The following is a 12,507-nucleotide window of genomic DNA, read 5'->3' as shown; positions in this document are numbered from 1 at the left end:
GGCTTCATCCATCTCGCACCCGCAATGATCTGGATGCAATAAATGTCGATCGGTCCTAGTCCTTGCCTAGTCCGTGGCCTGATCCTTGAGCCGGCCCAAACTTTCCTGGCGTCCCAGCACGTCCAAAACCTCAAATATACCAGGCGACGTGGTCCGTCCGGTCAGCGCGGCCCGCAAGGGTTGTGCGACCGCGCCAAGCTTGAGACTATTTTCCTCGGCAAAGGCGCGCAGCGCGGCTTCCGTCGTGGCGCCGCTCCATGTCTCGACATTCTCCAGCGCGGAATGAAGCTGGCCGATCAGCTTGCGGTTCTCGGGCGTCAGCAGCGCCTGCGCCTTGGGATCAAGCTCAAGCGGCCGGTCGGCGAAGATGAAATAGGCGCTGTCGATCAGCTCGATCAGCGTCTTGGCGCGCTCCTTCAGGGCCGGCATGGCCTTGAGAAGCTGTGCCCGCGTCGTGTCGTTTAACTTGGCTTTAAGCTCGTTGCGGCTGGGCACGACGTGGTCGAGCACGTCCTCGAACATCTTCACGAGTGATTGATCGTCGGCGTGGCGGATGTAATGGCCGTTGAGGTTTTCCAGCTTGGCGAAGTCGAAGCGCGCCGCCGCCCGGCCGACACTGGCGAGATCGAACGCCGCGATCATCTCCTCGGTCGAGAAGATCTCCTGGTCGCCATGGCTCCAGCCGAGCCGGACGAGGTAATTGCGCAGCGCCGCCGGGAGGTATCCCATGGCGCGGTAGGCATCGACGCCGAGCGCGCCGTGGCGCTTGGACAGCTTTGAGCCGTCCGGACCGTGGATCAGCGGGATGTGCGACATGCTCGGCAGCGTCCAGCCCATCGCATCGTAGATCTGCTTCTGGCGCGCGGCGTTGATCAGATGATCGTCGCCGCGGATGACATGGGTGACGCCCATGTCGTGGTCGTCCACCACCACAGCGAGCATGTAGGTCGGGTTGCCATCGCCGCGCAGCAGGACGAGATCGTCGAGGTTCTCGTTCTGCCAGACCACGCGGCCCTGGACCTGGTCCTCGATCACGGTCTCGCCGGTCTGCGGCGCGCGCAGCCGGATGGTTGGCTTGACGTCGGAGGGCGCAGTGGCCGGGTCGCGATCCCGCCACAGGCCGTCATAGAGGCGGGTGCGGCCCTCCGCGCGCGCCTTCTCGCGCATGGCGGTGAGCTCCTCGGCGGTGGCGTAGCAACGGTAGGCCTTGCCGTCGGCGAGCAGCTGCTCGGCGACCTCGCGGTGGCGGGCGGCGCGGCTGAACTGGTAGATGACGTCGCCATCCCAGCTGAGCTCCAGCCATTTGAGCCCGTCGAGGATGGCGCCGATCGCAGCCTCCGTGGAGCGCTCCCGGTCGGTGTCCTCGATCCGGAGCAGCATCTTGCCGCCGTGCTTCTTCGCATAGAGCCAGTTGAACAGCGCCGTGCGGGCGCCTCCGATGTGGAGGAAGCCGGTCGGGGAGGGAGCGAAGCGGGTGACGACGGAATCGGTCATTCTTGGCAGGGCCTATGCATTGGAGGCGGTGGTATATAACAGGACCGGAGCATAACTAAAGCCCGGCAGCGGACCGCTAAGGCCTTGGCTCAGCCGAGCGAATTTGGCAGAAGGACCGCTGATTTCCCTACAGGATTTTCGTAATGACAGAACCGGTGGCGAACGAGGTTGGGCGCGATTTCATTCGTGACATCATCCAGGCCGACCTCGATCAGGCCAAATACAAGGAGATCGTCACCCGGTTCCCGCCGGAGCCGAACGGTTACCTGCATATCGGCCACGCCAAGTCGATCGCGCTCAATTTCGGCATTGCCCAGGAGTTTCCCGGCCGCTGCCATCTGCGCTTCGACGACACCAACCCGGTCAAGGAGGAGCAGGAATATATCGATTCCATCCAGGCCGACGTGCATTGGCTCGGCTTCGACTGGGGCAAGAACCTGTTCTTCGCCTCGGACTATTTCGACCGCCTGTACGAATGGGCGGAGAAGCTGATCCGCGACGGGCTCGCCTATGTCGACGACCAGACCCAGGAAGAGATCCGCACCTCGCGCGGCACGCTGACCGAGCCGGGCAAGAATTCGCCGTTCCGCGACCGCACGGTCGAGGAGAATCTCGACCTGTTCCGCCGCATGAAGGCGGGCGAATTCGCCAACGGCGCGCGCGTGCTGCGGGCGAAAATCGACATGGGTGCGGGCAACATCAATTTGCGCGATCCCGTGCTGTACCGCATCCTGCATGCGCATCATCCGCGCACCGGCAACGCATGGTGCATCTATCCGAGCTACGACTATGCGCACGGCCAGTCGGACGCGATCGAAGGCATCACGCACTCGATCTGCACGCTGGAGTTCGAGGACCATCGGCCGCTCTACGACTGGTTCATCGAGAAGCTGCCGGTGCCGTCGAAGCCGCACCAGTACGAGTTCGCGCGGCTGAACCTGACCTACACGCTGTTGTCGAAGCGCGTGCTGACCCAACTCGTGCGCGAGGGCCATGTCGCGGGCTGGGACGATCCGCGCATGCCGACCATGGCGGGCATGCGCCGCCGCGGCGTGCCGCCGGCAGCCCTGCGCGAGTTCGTCAAGCGCATCGGCGTTGCCAAGGCCAACAGCGTGGTCGACGTCGGCATGCTCGAATTCTGCATCCGCGAGGAGCTGAACCGCACGTCGCAGCGGCGCATGGCGGTGCTGCGGCCGCTGAAAGTCGTGATCGAGAACTATCCGGAAGGGCAGGTCGAGGAGCTCGATGCGATCAACCATCCCGACGATCCCTCGGCCGGCACGCGCAAGATCAGCTTCGGCCGCGAGCTCTATATCGAGCAGGACGACTTCATGGAGAACCCGCCGAAAAAGTTCTTCCGGCTGTCGCCGGGCAACGAGGTGCGGCTGCGCTACGCCTATTTCGTCAAGTGCACCGGCGTGATCAAGAACGATGCCGGCGAGGTGGTGGAGCTGCGCTGCACCTACGACCCCGCGACCAGGGGCGGCAACGCGCCCGACGGCCGCAAGGTCAAGGCGACCATGCACTGGCTGCCGGCGGCGGCGTCGAAGCCGGCGGAGATCCGCATCTACAACCAGCTGTTCTCCAACCCGAGCCCGGACGCCTCGAACTTCGCCGCCGATCTCAATCCGCAGTCGCTGGAGATCCTCTCCGACGCGCGGATCGAAGCGTCGGTCGCCGAGAGCAATGCGACCGAGCCGATGCAGTTCGAGCGCCAGGGCTATTTCGTGCGCGACAAGGACTCCACGCCGGGCAAGCCGGTGTTCAGCCGCACCATCGGGCTCCGGGACACCTTTGCGAAGGAAGTCGCGAAGGGGTAGGGGCACGGGATGCAAGGGGAAGCCGACGATATCGTGTCCGCCATCATGGCGAAGTGGTCCGTCGGCTTTGGGAAGCTCGACGCAGCCGACATTGCTGCGCTCTACTCACGGAACGCCTTCTTCTTCGGCTCGAATCCACGGCTTTACCGCGGCCGGGAAGGCGTCGCGGCCTATTTCAACGGCTTGCCGCGCTGGCATTCGCCCAGCGTCACCTTCTCCGAGGTGATATCCGCGTGGGTCGCCTCTGACGTGATCAACATGGCCGCCATCGCCTCGTTCGACCTCGGCGAGGAAGGTCCGCCGCTGTCGGTGAAGATCACCTGGGTGATTATTCGCGAGGACGCCGATTGGAAGATCGTCAATCATCACGTCTCGTCGAGGGTCCCGATGATCTAGCAGTGGAGGGCTCTGCCCGTTCCGCCAGGTGCGCGGTCGCCGCCCGCTAGATGTCGTAGTAGAGATGGAACTCGTAAGGATGAGGTCGCAGGCGGATCGGGTCGACCTCCTTCTTGCGCTTGTAGTCGAGCCAGGTTTCGATCACGTCGGCGGTGAAGACATCGCCGCGTAGCAGGAATGCGTGATCGCGCTCGAGCGCGTCGAGCGCCTGGTCCAGCGATCCTGGCGTGGACTTCACCTCCTTCGCCTCCGCAGGCGGGAGGTCGTAGAGATTCTTGTCGATCGGGCTGCCGGGGTCGATCCGCTTGTCGATACCGTCGAGGCCAGCCATCAGCATTGCCGCGAAGGCCAGGTAGGGATTGCAGGACGGATCCGGCGAACGAAACTCGACGCGCTTGGCGCGCGGATTCGGCGAATACATCGGAATCCGGCAGCAGGCGGAGCGATTGCGCTGGGAGTAGACGAGGTTGATCGGAGCTTCATAGCCCGGCACCAGACGCCGATAGGAATTCGTGGTGGGGGCGCAAAGCCCGCACAACGCCCAGGCGTGGCTCAAAAGCCCGCCGATGTAGTAGCGGCCGAGCTGGCTCAACTCGGCGTAGTCACCTTTGTCGTAGAACAGATTGGTCTCACCCTTCCAGAGCGATTGGTGAACGTGCATGCCCGAAGCGTTGTCCTCGAACAGCGGCTTCGGCATGAATGTCGCGGTCTTGCCGTGCTGATGCGCGGTGTTCTTCACCACGTATTTGTACATCATCAGGTTGTCGGCCATGCGGGTGAGGGTGGTGAAGCGCATGTCGATCTCGTTCTGGCCGCCGGTTGCGACTTCATGGTGATGGGCCTCGATCTGGATCCCCAGAGATTCCATCGTCAGCACCATTTCGGTGCGTAGCGCCTGCATGCTGTCGGTCGGGGGAACGGGAAAGTATCCCTCCTTCGGGCGCGGTTTGTGGCCGAGATTCGGCCCTTCCTCAGAGCCGGTGTTCCAGCTGCCTTCGCTGGAGTCGATTGCGTGCATGGCGTAGTTGATGCCCTGTGCGTAGCGCACCTCGTCGAAGACGAAGAACTCCGCTTCCGGGCCGAAATAGCTCGTATCGGCGCGCCCGGTGCCCTTGAGGTGGATTTCGGCTTTCTGGGCGATGTAGCGGGCATCCCGGCTATAGGACTGGCCGGTCACGGGGTCGCGGATGTTGCAGATGAGAACCAGCGTTTTGGCCGGACTATAGGGGTCGACGAATGCCGTCGTCGGGTCGGCGACAACCAGCATGTCGCTTTCCTGGATCTCCTGGAAGCCTCGGATCGATGAGCCGTCGAATCCAAAGCCCTCATTGAGTGCATCGGCGTTCACCGCGCTCGGCGGGACGGAAAAATGTTGCCACATCCCCGGCAGGTCGGTGAACCGCAAATCGATCATCTGGACTTTCTCGTCCGTGATCGCCTTCACGAGGTCTTCGGCTGTCGTACATTTCGCAACCATGGCTTCGCTCCCAGGTCAGCGTCCCGAGATCGCGTAGCCGTTCGGCCGCAACCTGGCGGCTCGCGACGGACTGTGGTCCACGTTCGGCGTTGTCGCCGCAGTCAGGCAAGCTTCGCGCGACGGCAGTCAGCTTTGATGTGGCCCGCGCATCAGCTTCATCGCGTCTTCGATGTGCCGCCAGGTTTTAGCCAATTCGAGCTCGCCCTTCTGCTCGAGGTCGATGGCGTTTTGAGCGGCTTCCGCAATGGCCTTGGGGCCATGGGCTTCCAGCAACTGCCGCGCATAATCGTGGATTTCCATTTCTCGCATGGCGTCATCTCCCTCTTGTTCTGGGCGCGAACCGGGTGGGCCGAGAACGGCAGACATTGACACCTGTCAAGCGCCGATAGTCTGCATCCTGGTGCGCCGCACTTGCAAGGGCCCTTTCCGGGGCATGGGCGGCCGGATGGGGCGCCGGCTCCTGGTCGCGGCAACACAGCGCAGGTCGGAGGGATGATTCTTCACCGGGGCGCCCCCACATCAATACGAGAAGGGAGGTGAGCATCATGCGCATCCAACATTGGCAGGACGCTGGTAGCCTGTTGGTGGGCGTGTGGCTGGTCCTGTCGTCCTTCGTCCTCGGCTTATCCGGGGCTGCCGTCTGGATCACCATCGCACTCGGGCTCGGCGTCATGCTGTTTGCCGTGGAAGCCTTTGTCGTCCCGTCCTACCTGGAAGAGTGGGGCGAAATGCTGCTGGGCCTAGCTCTGGTGCTGGCGCCTTGGTCCATTGGCTATGAGCCCGTATCGGCCACGGTCAGCAGCGTGTTGTCGGGCCTATTGGTGATCTTGCTCGCTGCCTGGGAATTGATAACCGATCGCGACTTCAGTACCTGGTGGCACGATCACTGGCCTCACCGCGCCGGCTGAGACGAGCGGTTGCCGGCTCCTCTCCGACCGCCATCGGCTGGCGGCCGGAGGAGAGGTGGTTACGTTACAATGCGGCTCTGGGCTCGATCGGTTGCCAGATGCTGATCTTGCGCGTCTCCGGCATCAGGAAGACAGCGAGCACGAAGCACACCGCGGGGACCACGATCGGGTAGATCAGTGCGTAGCCGATGCTGCCGGTCGCGGCGAATGCCGCCGAGGTGATGAACGGCACCAATCCGCCACCCCAACCGTTGCCGATGTGGTACGGCACGGAGACCGACGTGTACCTGATCCTGGCGGGGAAGAATTCCGCCAGAAACGCGCCGACCGGCCCGTACACCATCCCGACATAGCAAACGAGGATGAAGATGATGAAGATCGCGATCGGATAGTTGATGTTTCCGGGCTGCGTGACCGATCCCAGCCACAGATACAGCGGATAGTAGGTGATCGCGGCGAGCAGCATACCTCCGAGGATCACCGGCTTGCGGCCGATGTGATCTGACAGCCAGCCAAAGAAGATCAGGCTCGGCGTTGCAATGAGCAGCGCGGCTCCCACGATGTAGGCCGAGGTCACCGGGTCCACCTTGGAGACCTGCTGCAGAAAGTACAGCGCCCAGAATTGACCACTGTACCAGACCACGCCCTGTCCGATCAGGACCACGATGGCGATCCCGATGTATTTGATGTTCGAACTGAGGAAGGCCTCCTTCCACGGATTCCTCGTCATCTGTCCGCGGGCCTTGATCTCCTGGAAGATCGGCGTCTCCTGGAGCTGGAGGCGGATATAGATCGCGATGGCCACCAGCAGGAAGGACAGCAGGAACGGAACGCGCCACGCCCATTCGTCGAAGGCCTGATTGCCGGCATAGGTTCGGGTCAGAACGATGACTGCGAGCGACACCACGATCCCGAGAGTCGGAGAGGTCTGTAGCCAGCCGGTGTAGTAGCCGCGCTTGTCGTCAGGCACATGCTCGGCAACATAGGTGATGGCGCCACCATATTCGCCGCCGAGGCACAGCCCCTGGATCATGCGCAAGCCGAAGAGAAGGAACGCAGCCGCCAGCCCGATCGACTGGTAGGTTGGGATCAATCCGATCGCTCCCGTGCCCAGTCCCATTCCGCTGAGCGTGATGAGAAACGTATATTTGCGGCCGACCCGGTCACCCATCCATCCGAACAGGAATGCCCCCAGCGGACGGATCAGAAATCCTGCCGTGAACAGCGCGATCGTGCTGAGCAGGGCGGCGACGGGGTGGGACTGCTCAAAGAACTTGACCGATAGAACTGCGGCCAGGCTGCCAAAGATATAGAAATCATACCATTCGATGATGTTTCCTACCGACGCAGCGATGATCACGCGGCGAAAATCGCTCGGTACCTGCATGTGCGCCTCCTATGGCTTCAAAACGTCTCCTCGCTTGCTTCAGCGGTCGATCTTCTCGCGGAGAGCGTGATGCGCGGCGTTGCAGGCGCCGATTCAAAGAGTTGCGTCGGCAACGTCCGACCTCAGGCGCGTCTTGCGCCACCTGAGACGAGCTCCGGCGGCCTTAGAACCGCGAGCCACCACTGCCTGCCCGTCTGTCGGGGAGGCGGGGAACCGTAGTGTAATCCCACCACGGGCTGGCAACTTATGAGACTTTCGGCTCAATCGATCTGACATGCGGCGTTTTGCGAAAGAGATCGCAAGGGCTCGAATTGTCCGCGACTTCTGGTGAGCAGCGAACGGAAAGACATCTCAGGCGTTGTGAGGGATCCAGAAAAGGGAGCCCACCATGCAGAACATCGCAGAGCATATGGAAGTCATCGGCGCCGACGGCGTCCACATCGGCACCGTCGACAAGGTCGAGGGCCATCGGATCAAGCTGACCAAGAAGGACAGCGGCGAGGGCAGCCACAGGGGCCATCATCACTTCATCGACAAGGGCCTCGTCGCCGACGTCGAAGGCAACAAGGTCCGGCTCTCGGCCAAGGCGGCGGTGGCCGTGACGATGGAAGAGGAAAAGTAGCGCCCGCCGCCGCTCGTTCCTGATCCGTACCGCTATCCGCCCGCCCGCACGTTCCGGTAGCCTCCGCGTCCGTCGCGTATCGCAAGGTGCAGGGAATGGCGGAGCCGGGGCGGCCAGTACGGTCGCAGGGGATCGCGGGGACTTGGCCTGTGGGCCGACCCGCGTCCGCTGGTGGGTTTGTGCCGGCGAGCTTTGGCGTTTGGCCGGCAATCGTCGAGACATTGCGCGGATGGGCCAAGGCGGAAGCCGGCGCCGGGCGGCTGTTGCCGTGGGTCCCTGTCGCCTTCGGCGGTGGTATCGCGCTCTACTTTGCTGCCGATCACGAGCCGGTGCTTTGGGTCGTCGCTGCGACCGCGGTCGGGCTCACGCTCGCGGCCGTGCTGTTGCGGCGAAGCCGGATGTTCGCGCCGGCCATCATGATTGCGGCGGTCGCGGCCGGCCTTGCGATCGCGACCTGGAAGACCGCGCGCATCGCCCACGTCGTGCTGGCCAAGCCGCTCTATTCCGTGTCGCTGTCGGGCTTCGTCGAGACCCGCGACATCCGCGAGCGCACCGACCGCTTCGTGCTGCGCGTGACCGCGATGGAGGCGCAGCGCAGCGACGTCAAGCTGGAGCGCGTGCGGCTGTCGGTGCGCAAGGGCACGGCGCCCGAGGTCGGCAGCTTCGTGCAGTTGAAGGCGCGGCTGATGCCGCCGCTGTCGCCGGTGCGTCCCGGCAGCTACGATTTCTCCCGCGACATGTTCTTCCAGGGCATCGGCGCCTCCGGCTTCGTGATGGGTGCGATCACGGCGTCGGTGCCGCCGGATGCCGGCGGCTTGCGGCTGCGCTATTCCGCCGTCATGCAGGGCCTGCGCGATGCGATCGACGCACGCATCCGCACGATCCTTGATGGCGACAACCGCGCGATCGCGACCGCGCTGCTGACCGGGCGGCGCGATGCGATCACCACGCCCGTCAACGACGCGATGTTCATCTCGGGGCTCGGCCACGTGCTCTCGATCTCCGGCTATCACATGGCGGTGGTCGCCGGCGTCGTCTTCTTCGCGGTGCGGGCGCTGCTCGCCCTGATCCCGGGACTGGCGGTCGGCTTCGCCATCAAGAAATGGTCGGCGGCTGCGGCGCTGGTCGCGGCCGCGTTCTATCTGCTGCTCTCGGGCGCGGAGGTTGCCACGCAACGATCGTTCTTCATGACGGCGGTGGTTTTGATCGCGGTCATGGTCGATCGCCGCGCCATCACCTTCCGCACGCTGGCCGTGGCCGCGCTGATCGTGCTGGCGGTCGCACCCGAAGCGCTGGTGCATCCGAGCTTCCAGATGTCGTTTGCGGCAACGCTCGGGCTGGTCGCGCTGGTGCAGATCGGCATGCCGAACCTGTTCGCCTCGCCCGATCATTCCGCGACCGCGCGGATCGCGATGTGGGGCGGCCGCGAGATCGCGATGTTGTTCCTGGCCTCGCTGATCGCGGGGCTTGCGACCACGCCCTATGCCGCCTTCCACTTCCACCGCGTCACGCCGTTCGGCGTGCTCGCCAATCTGGGCGCCATGCCGGTGGTCTCGGCGCTGGTGATGCCGGCGGGGTTGCTGGGCTTGCTCGCGGCGCCGTTCGGGCTCGACAGCGTGTTCTGGTGGCTGATGGGGGTCGGCATCGACTGGATGGTCGCGGTCTCGCGCTGGGTGGCCGCGCTGCCCGGCGCGGTCGGCCGCATCAGCGCCTTCGGCATTGCGCCGCTGATCGCGGCGAGCCTCGGCATCATCCTGATGGGTCTGTTGCGCACGCCGTTGCGCTGGTCCGGCGCGCTGGTGCTGCTGGCCGCGATCGTCTGGGGGCCGTCGGTCCGGCAGCCCGATATTCTGATTGCCGGTGACGGCCAGAGCGTCGCCGTGCGCGGCAGGGACGGGCGCCTCCACCTGATCAGGGCCGGCAAGGACAGCTTCCTGCTCAAGGAGTGGCTCGCCGCCGATGCCGATCCCCGCGACGCCGGCAGCACTTCGTTCGGTGATGGCGTGTCGTGCGACGAGCTGGGCTGCGTGACGCCGCTCGCCGACGGGCGCCTGGTTGCGCTGGCGCTGCGCGTCGACGCGCTGGCGGATGATTGCAGCCGCGCCGCGCTGGTGGTGACGGCGCGGCCCGCCTCGCCGGATTGCGCCGCGATGGTGGTCGATCGGCAGCGTCTGGCGCGGCAGGGCGCGCTGGCGCTGACCCAGCGCGGCGATGGATTTGCGGTTCAGGCGGTACGGGCGAGAGGCACCAACCGCCCATGGTCGCCGGCCGCGGCCGGCGAGGGGGATTTCGACGGCAGCCTTGCGCCGAAGACGGCCGCGCCCCGCAGCAAGGACGCAACGCCGTCGGAGGCCGACTTGCAGGCCGAGGACTGAGCTGAACGCCTACAGATACCAGGCCAGCATGGCGTTGAGACCTGCGTGCCCGATCACCGGCAGGACCACCATCCGGCTCAATCCGGCTGCGCGCGCCTCCGCGGCCGCGATCGAGCCGTCCTGCGCGAGATCGTCGTTGAGCGCGGGCATGCCGGTGGCCCAGGCCCCGCCGATGCTGCCGTCGCCCCTGGCGATCGATGTCGTCGCATAGAGCGCGGCGAGGTCGGTCTGCGCGCTGCAATCGCCGGCGCGAAACACCAGCGCCGTACGGGCCTCGTTCGGGACCCAGATCTCGAAGCGCCGCGCAATCGGGGTGGCCTGCGCGGACAGGAATGTCAGGACCCAGGTCTGGTCGGTGCCGGTCCGGTAGGGCACGCCGACGCCGAGATTGATCCCGACCTTGGCGGCGTCCTCCCAGCGCAGAAAACTCTTGGCGTCGTGCAACTCCTTGATGATCAGTGGCAGGCCGGCTTTCCAGGTGCGTCCGGGCAGGCCGAAGCCGCGCGGAAATCTGGTGTGGCGCGAGTTGAACTCGAACATGTCGGCGGTGCCGTAATAGCCGTCGACCAGCCCCATCTCGTACGAGACCGCGGCGTCGTTGTGCCAGAGCTCGATCGCGCCGACATGCGCCTCGTCGTCGCCGCAGAACAGCACCATGACCGCTTGCAAAAATTCGCCGGCAAACACCGGCACCGCCACGCCGCAGGTCAGGCCGGCCGCGACGGCCTGATCGGTGCGCTTGAAATAGGAATTGGCGAATTTGGTGAGGATCACGGGATGACCGCTCGCCCAGGCCTTGCCGGGCAGGCCCTCGTCATATCCGAAGCGCAAATCCTCGCTCACGGCCTTGAATGCGGACAGGCCTTCGCTGTAGAGGCCGCCGCCGAATTCCAGCCGCATCCGCGTCCGGTCGGGCACCCAGAGTTCAACGACGCGAATGAAGGTTTTCATCGAACGTGTCCGCCGCCTCAAGCCGCAACAGCATCGGCCATTTGCTTGCGGAACGGACGTTCAAAATTCAGGCAGGGCAGCGCAAACTTCGTGCGGCGGGCTGGCGGTCGATCCGGTCGGATTTCGCTCGATGCAAACCACCCCCATCTCGCCGGCCGCGGCCGGCGATGGCGGTTTCGATCCTGGCGCTTGATCTGTCGGCCAGGAGACAGCCGCGTCAGCCGATCGGCAGGCGCGTGATGGTCGGCCGATTGTCGGCGACGACCTGCGGCTTGTGCTCGCCAAGCGGCTGTGTCACCGGCAGTTGCAGCACGGTTGCGCGCTGGCCTTCGACGAGCTGCGTCACCAGCACGTATTTGCCGTCGGGAAACTCGATCGCGTCATGATGGCGGTCGGGGATGTGCGGATCGATCTTGCCGAACTTGCCGACGCGCGAGTTGATGGTGCGGGTCCAGATCCAGCGATTGTCGTAGCGGACGTTGTCGGCGAAGGCGAGCTCCGTTCCCGGCAGCAGGCAGACCGCGACGGAGAGATCGGCTTCGGAGGCGAAGCCGCGCGTCGAGGTGCCGCGGAAGGTTGTCGTGACGATCGTCTCGCCGACTTCGGCCGGGCGCGTCGCGACGGCATGCAGGCTGTAGTCACACATCGGGTGCTCCTCGTTCAAGGATAGCGACCCGCGCCTCTTTCAGAGGCACAGGCCTCGATCAGAGTGGAAGCATGTTAGCGTGTTCTTGGTTGTAGGCAAATCTGCGGCTTGGGTCCGCAGCCCGCGATCACATTATCTTTTCCGAATCGAGCAGGAACAAAGTCCGCTTTCGTGCATTACGCCGGACACAAAGGTCAGCGTCCGGCCGGTGCCGACCATCCCGAATATTGCCAGCTCGGTTGCGACGTCTGCTCGACGGCGTTGCGGGCATTGCGCAATTGCGCGCTGACCGCGGTCTCCTTGTTGTGGGCATGGCGGTGCGGCTGTGCGGCGAAGGCCTGCGGCGCGGTGCCGGCGATCAACGCAGTTGCGAGCACACTCAAAACGATCTTGCGCATGGTTGTCTCCTCGGTCTCTCAAGGCCGCGAAGC

At 64.5% G+C, this 12,507-nt stretch carries 12 protein-coding genes; 5 read left to right on the top strand and 7 right to left on the bottom strand.

What is annotated here, in order from left to right:
* Positions 1-66: 66 nt before the first annotated feature.
* Entirely contained in the window at positions 67-1,494 is a 1,428-nt protein-coding gene (gltX, locus tag ACXJMY_RS27585) for a glutamate--tRNA ligase (RefSeq protein ID WP_456622500.1), read from the bottom strand.
* A 143-nt stretch (positions 1,495-1,637) separates the two neighbouring features.
* Here gltX and ACXJMY_RS27580 point away from each other — a divergent pair, with 143 nt between their 5' ends.
* Together ACXJMY_RS27580 and ACXJMY_RS27575 are read left to right on the top strand one after the other, a co-directional pair.
* Positions 1,638-3,314: a glutamine--tRNA ligase/YqeY domain fusion protein gene (locus tag ACXJMY_RS27580; protein ID WP_456622499.1), complete on the top strand. Its 1,677-nt coding sequence runs from the start codon at positions 1,638-1,640 to the stop codon at positions 3,312-3,314.
* A gap of 9 nt (positions 3,315-3,323) precedes the next feature.
* Positions 3,324-3,710, top strand: a complete 387-nt coding sequence (locus ACXJMY_RS27575) for a YybH family protein (protein WP_092181111.1) — start codon at positions 3,324-3,326, stop codon at positions 3,708-3,710.
* Between the two features lie 46 nt (positions 3,711-3,756).
* Here the strand turns inward: ACXJMY_RS27575 and glnA are convergent, their stop codons facing one another.
* Together glnA and ACXJMY_RS27565 are read right to left on the bottom strand one after the other, a co-directional pair.
* A complete protein-coding gene (gene glnA, locus ACXJMY_RS27570) occupies positions 3,757-5,187 on the bottom strand; it encodes a type I glutamate--ammonia ligase (RefSeq protein ID WP_456622498.1) in 1,431 nt (476 codons plus the stop codon).
* 126 nt (positions 5,188-5,313) lie between these two features.
* The gene (locus tag ACXJMY_RS27565; RefSeq protein WP_028171775.1) at positions 5,314-5,496 is read right to left on the bottom strand and encodes a hypothetical protein; all 183 of its coding nucleotides are present in this window, start codon (positions 5,494-5,496) and stop codon (positions 5,314-5,316) included.
* A 236-nt stretch (positions 5,497-5,732) separates the two neighbouring features.
* On the opposite strand from ACXJMY_RS27565, the gene ACXJMY_RS27560 reads away from it, so the two are divergent.
* Positions 5,733-6,095, top strand: a complete 363-nt coding sequence (locus tag ACXJMY_RS27560; protein ID WP_060913116.1) for an SPW repeat protein — start codon at positions 5,733-5,735, stop codon at positions 6,093-6,095.
* Between the two features lie 64 nt (positions 6,096-6,159).
* Here the strand turns inward: ACXJMY_RS27560 and ACXJMY_RS27555 are convergent, their stop codons facing one another.
* The gene (locus ACXJMY_RS27555) at positions 6,160-7,482 is read right to left on the bottom strand and encodes an MFS transporter (RefSeq protein ID WP_456622497.1); all 1,323 of its coding nucleotides are present in this window, start codon (positions 7,480-7,482) and stop codon (positions 6,160-6,162) included.
* A 388-nt stretch (positions 7,483-7,870) separates the two neighbouring features.
* Here ACXJMY_RS27555 and ACXJMY_RS27550 point away from each other — a divergent pair, with 388 nt between their 5' ends.
* Both ACXJMY_RS27550 and ACXJMY_RS27545 read left to right on the top strand, forming a co-directional pair.
* Positions 7,871-8,104, top strand: a complete 234-nt coding sequence (locus tag ACXJMY_RS27550) for a DUF2171 domain-containing protein (RefSeq protein WP_271578145.1) — start codon at positions 7,871-7,873, stop codon at positions 8,102-8,104.
* Between the two features lie 95 nt (positions 8,105-8,199).
* Entirely contained in the window at positions 8,200-10,479 is a 2,280-nt protein-coding gene (locus tag ACXJMY_RS27545; RefSeq protein ID WP_456622496.1) for a ComEC/Rec2 family competence protein, read from the top strand.
* Positions 10,480-10,488: 9 nt separating this feature from the next.
* On the opposite strand, the gene ACXJMY_RS27540 is transcribed toward ACXJMY_RS27545, so the two are convergent.
* From ACXJMY_RS27540 to ACXJMY_RS27530, 3 genes are all read right to left on the bottom strand, one after another.
* Complete coding sequence (locus tag ACXJMY_RS27540) at positions 10,489-11,430, bottom strand: GAF domain-containing protein (RefSeq protein ID WP_456622495.1); 942 nt, start codon at positions 11,428-11,430, stop codon at positions 10,489-10,491.
* A 217-nt stretch (positions 11,431-11,647) separates the two neighbouring features.
* Positions 11,648-12,076 carry a hypothetical protein gene (locus tag ACXJMY_RS27535; RefSeq protein ID WP_456622494.1) on the bottom strand — a complete coding sequence of 143 codons (429 nt, stop codon included), beginning with the start codon at positions 12,074-12,076 and terminating at the stop codon, positions 11,648-11,650.
* Positions 12,077-12,270: 194 nt separating this feature from the next.
* The gene (locus tag ACXJMY_RS27530; protein ID WP_456622493.1) at positions 12,271-12,474 is read right to left on the bottom strand and encodes a hypothetical protein; all 204 of its coding nucleotides are present in this window, start codon (positions 12,472-12,474) and stop codon (positions 12,271-12,273) included.
* Between the last annotated feature and the right edge of the window lie 33 nt (positions 12,475-12,507).

The organism is Bradyrhizobium sp. P5_C12, from assembly GCF_054049735.1.
This window is presented reverse-complemented; position numbering and strand designations above follow the sequence as displayed.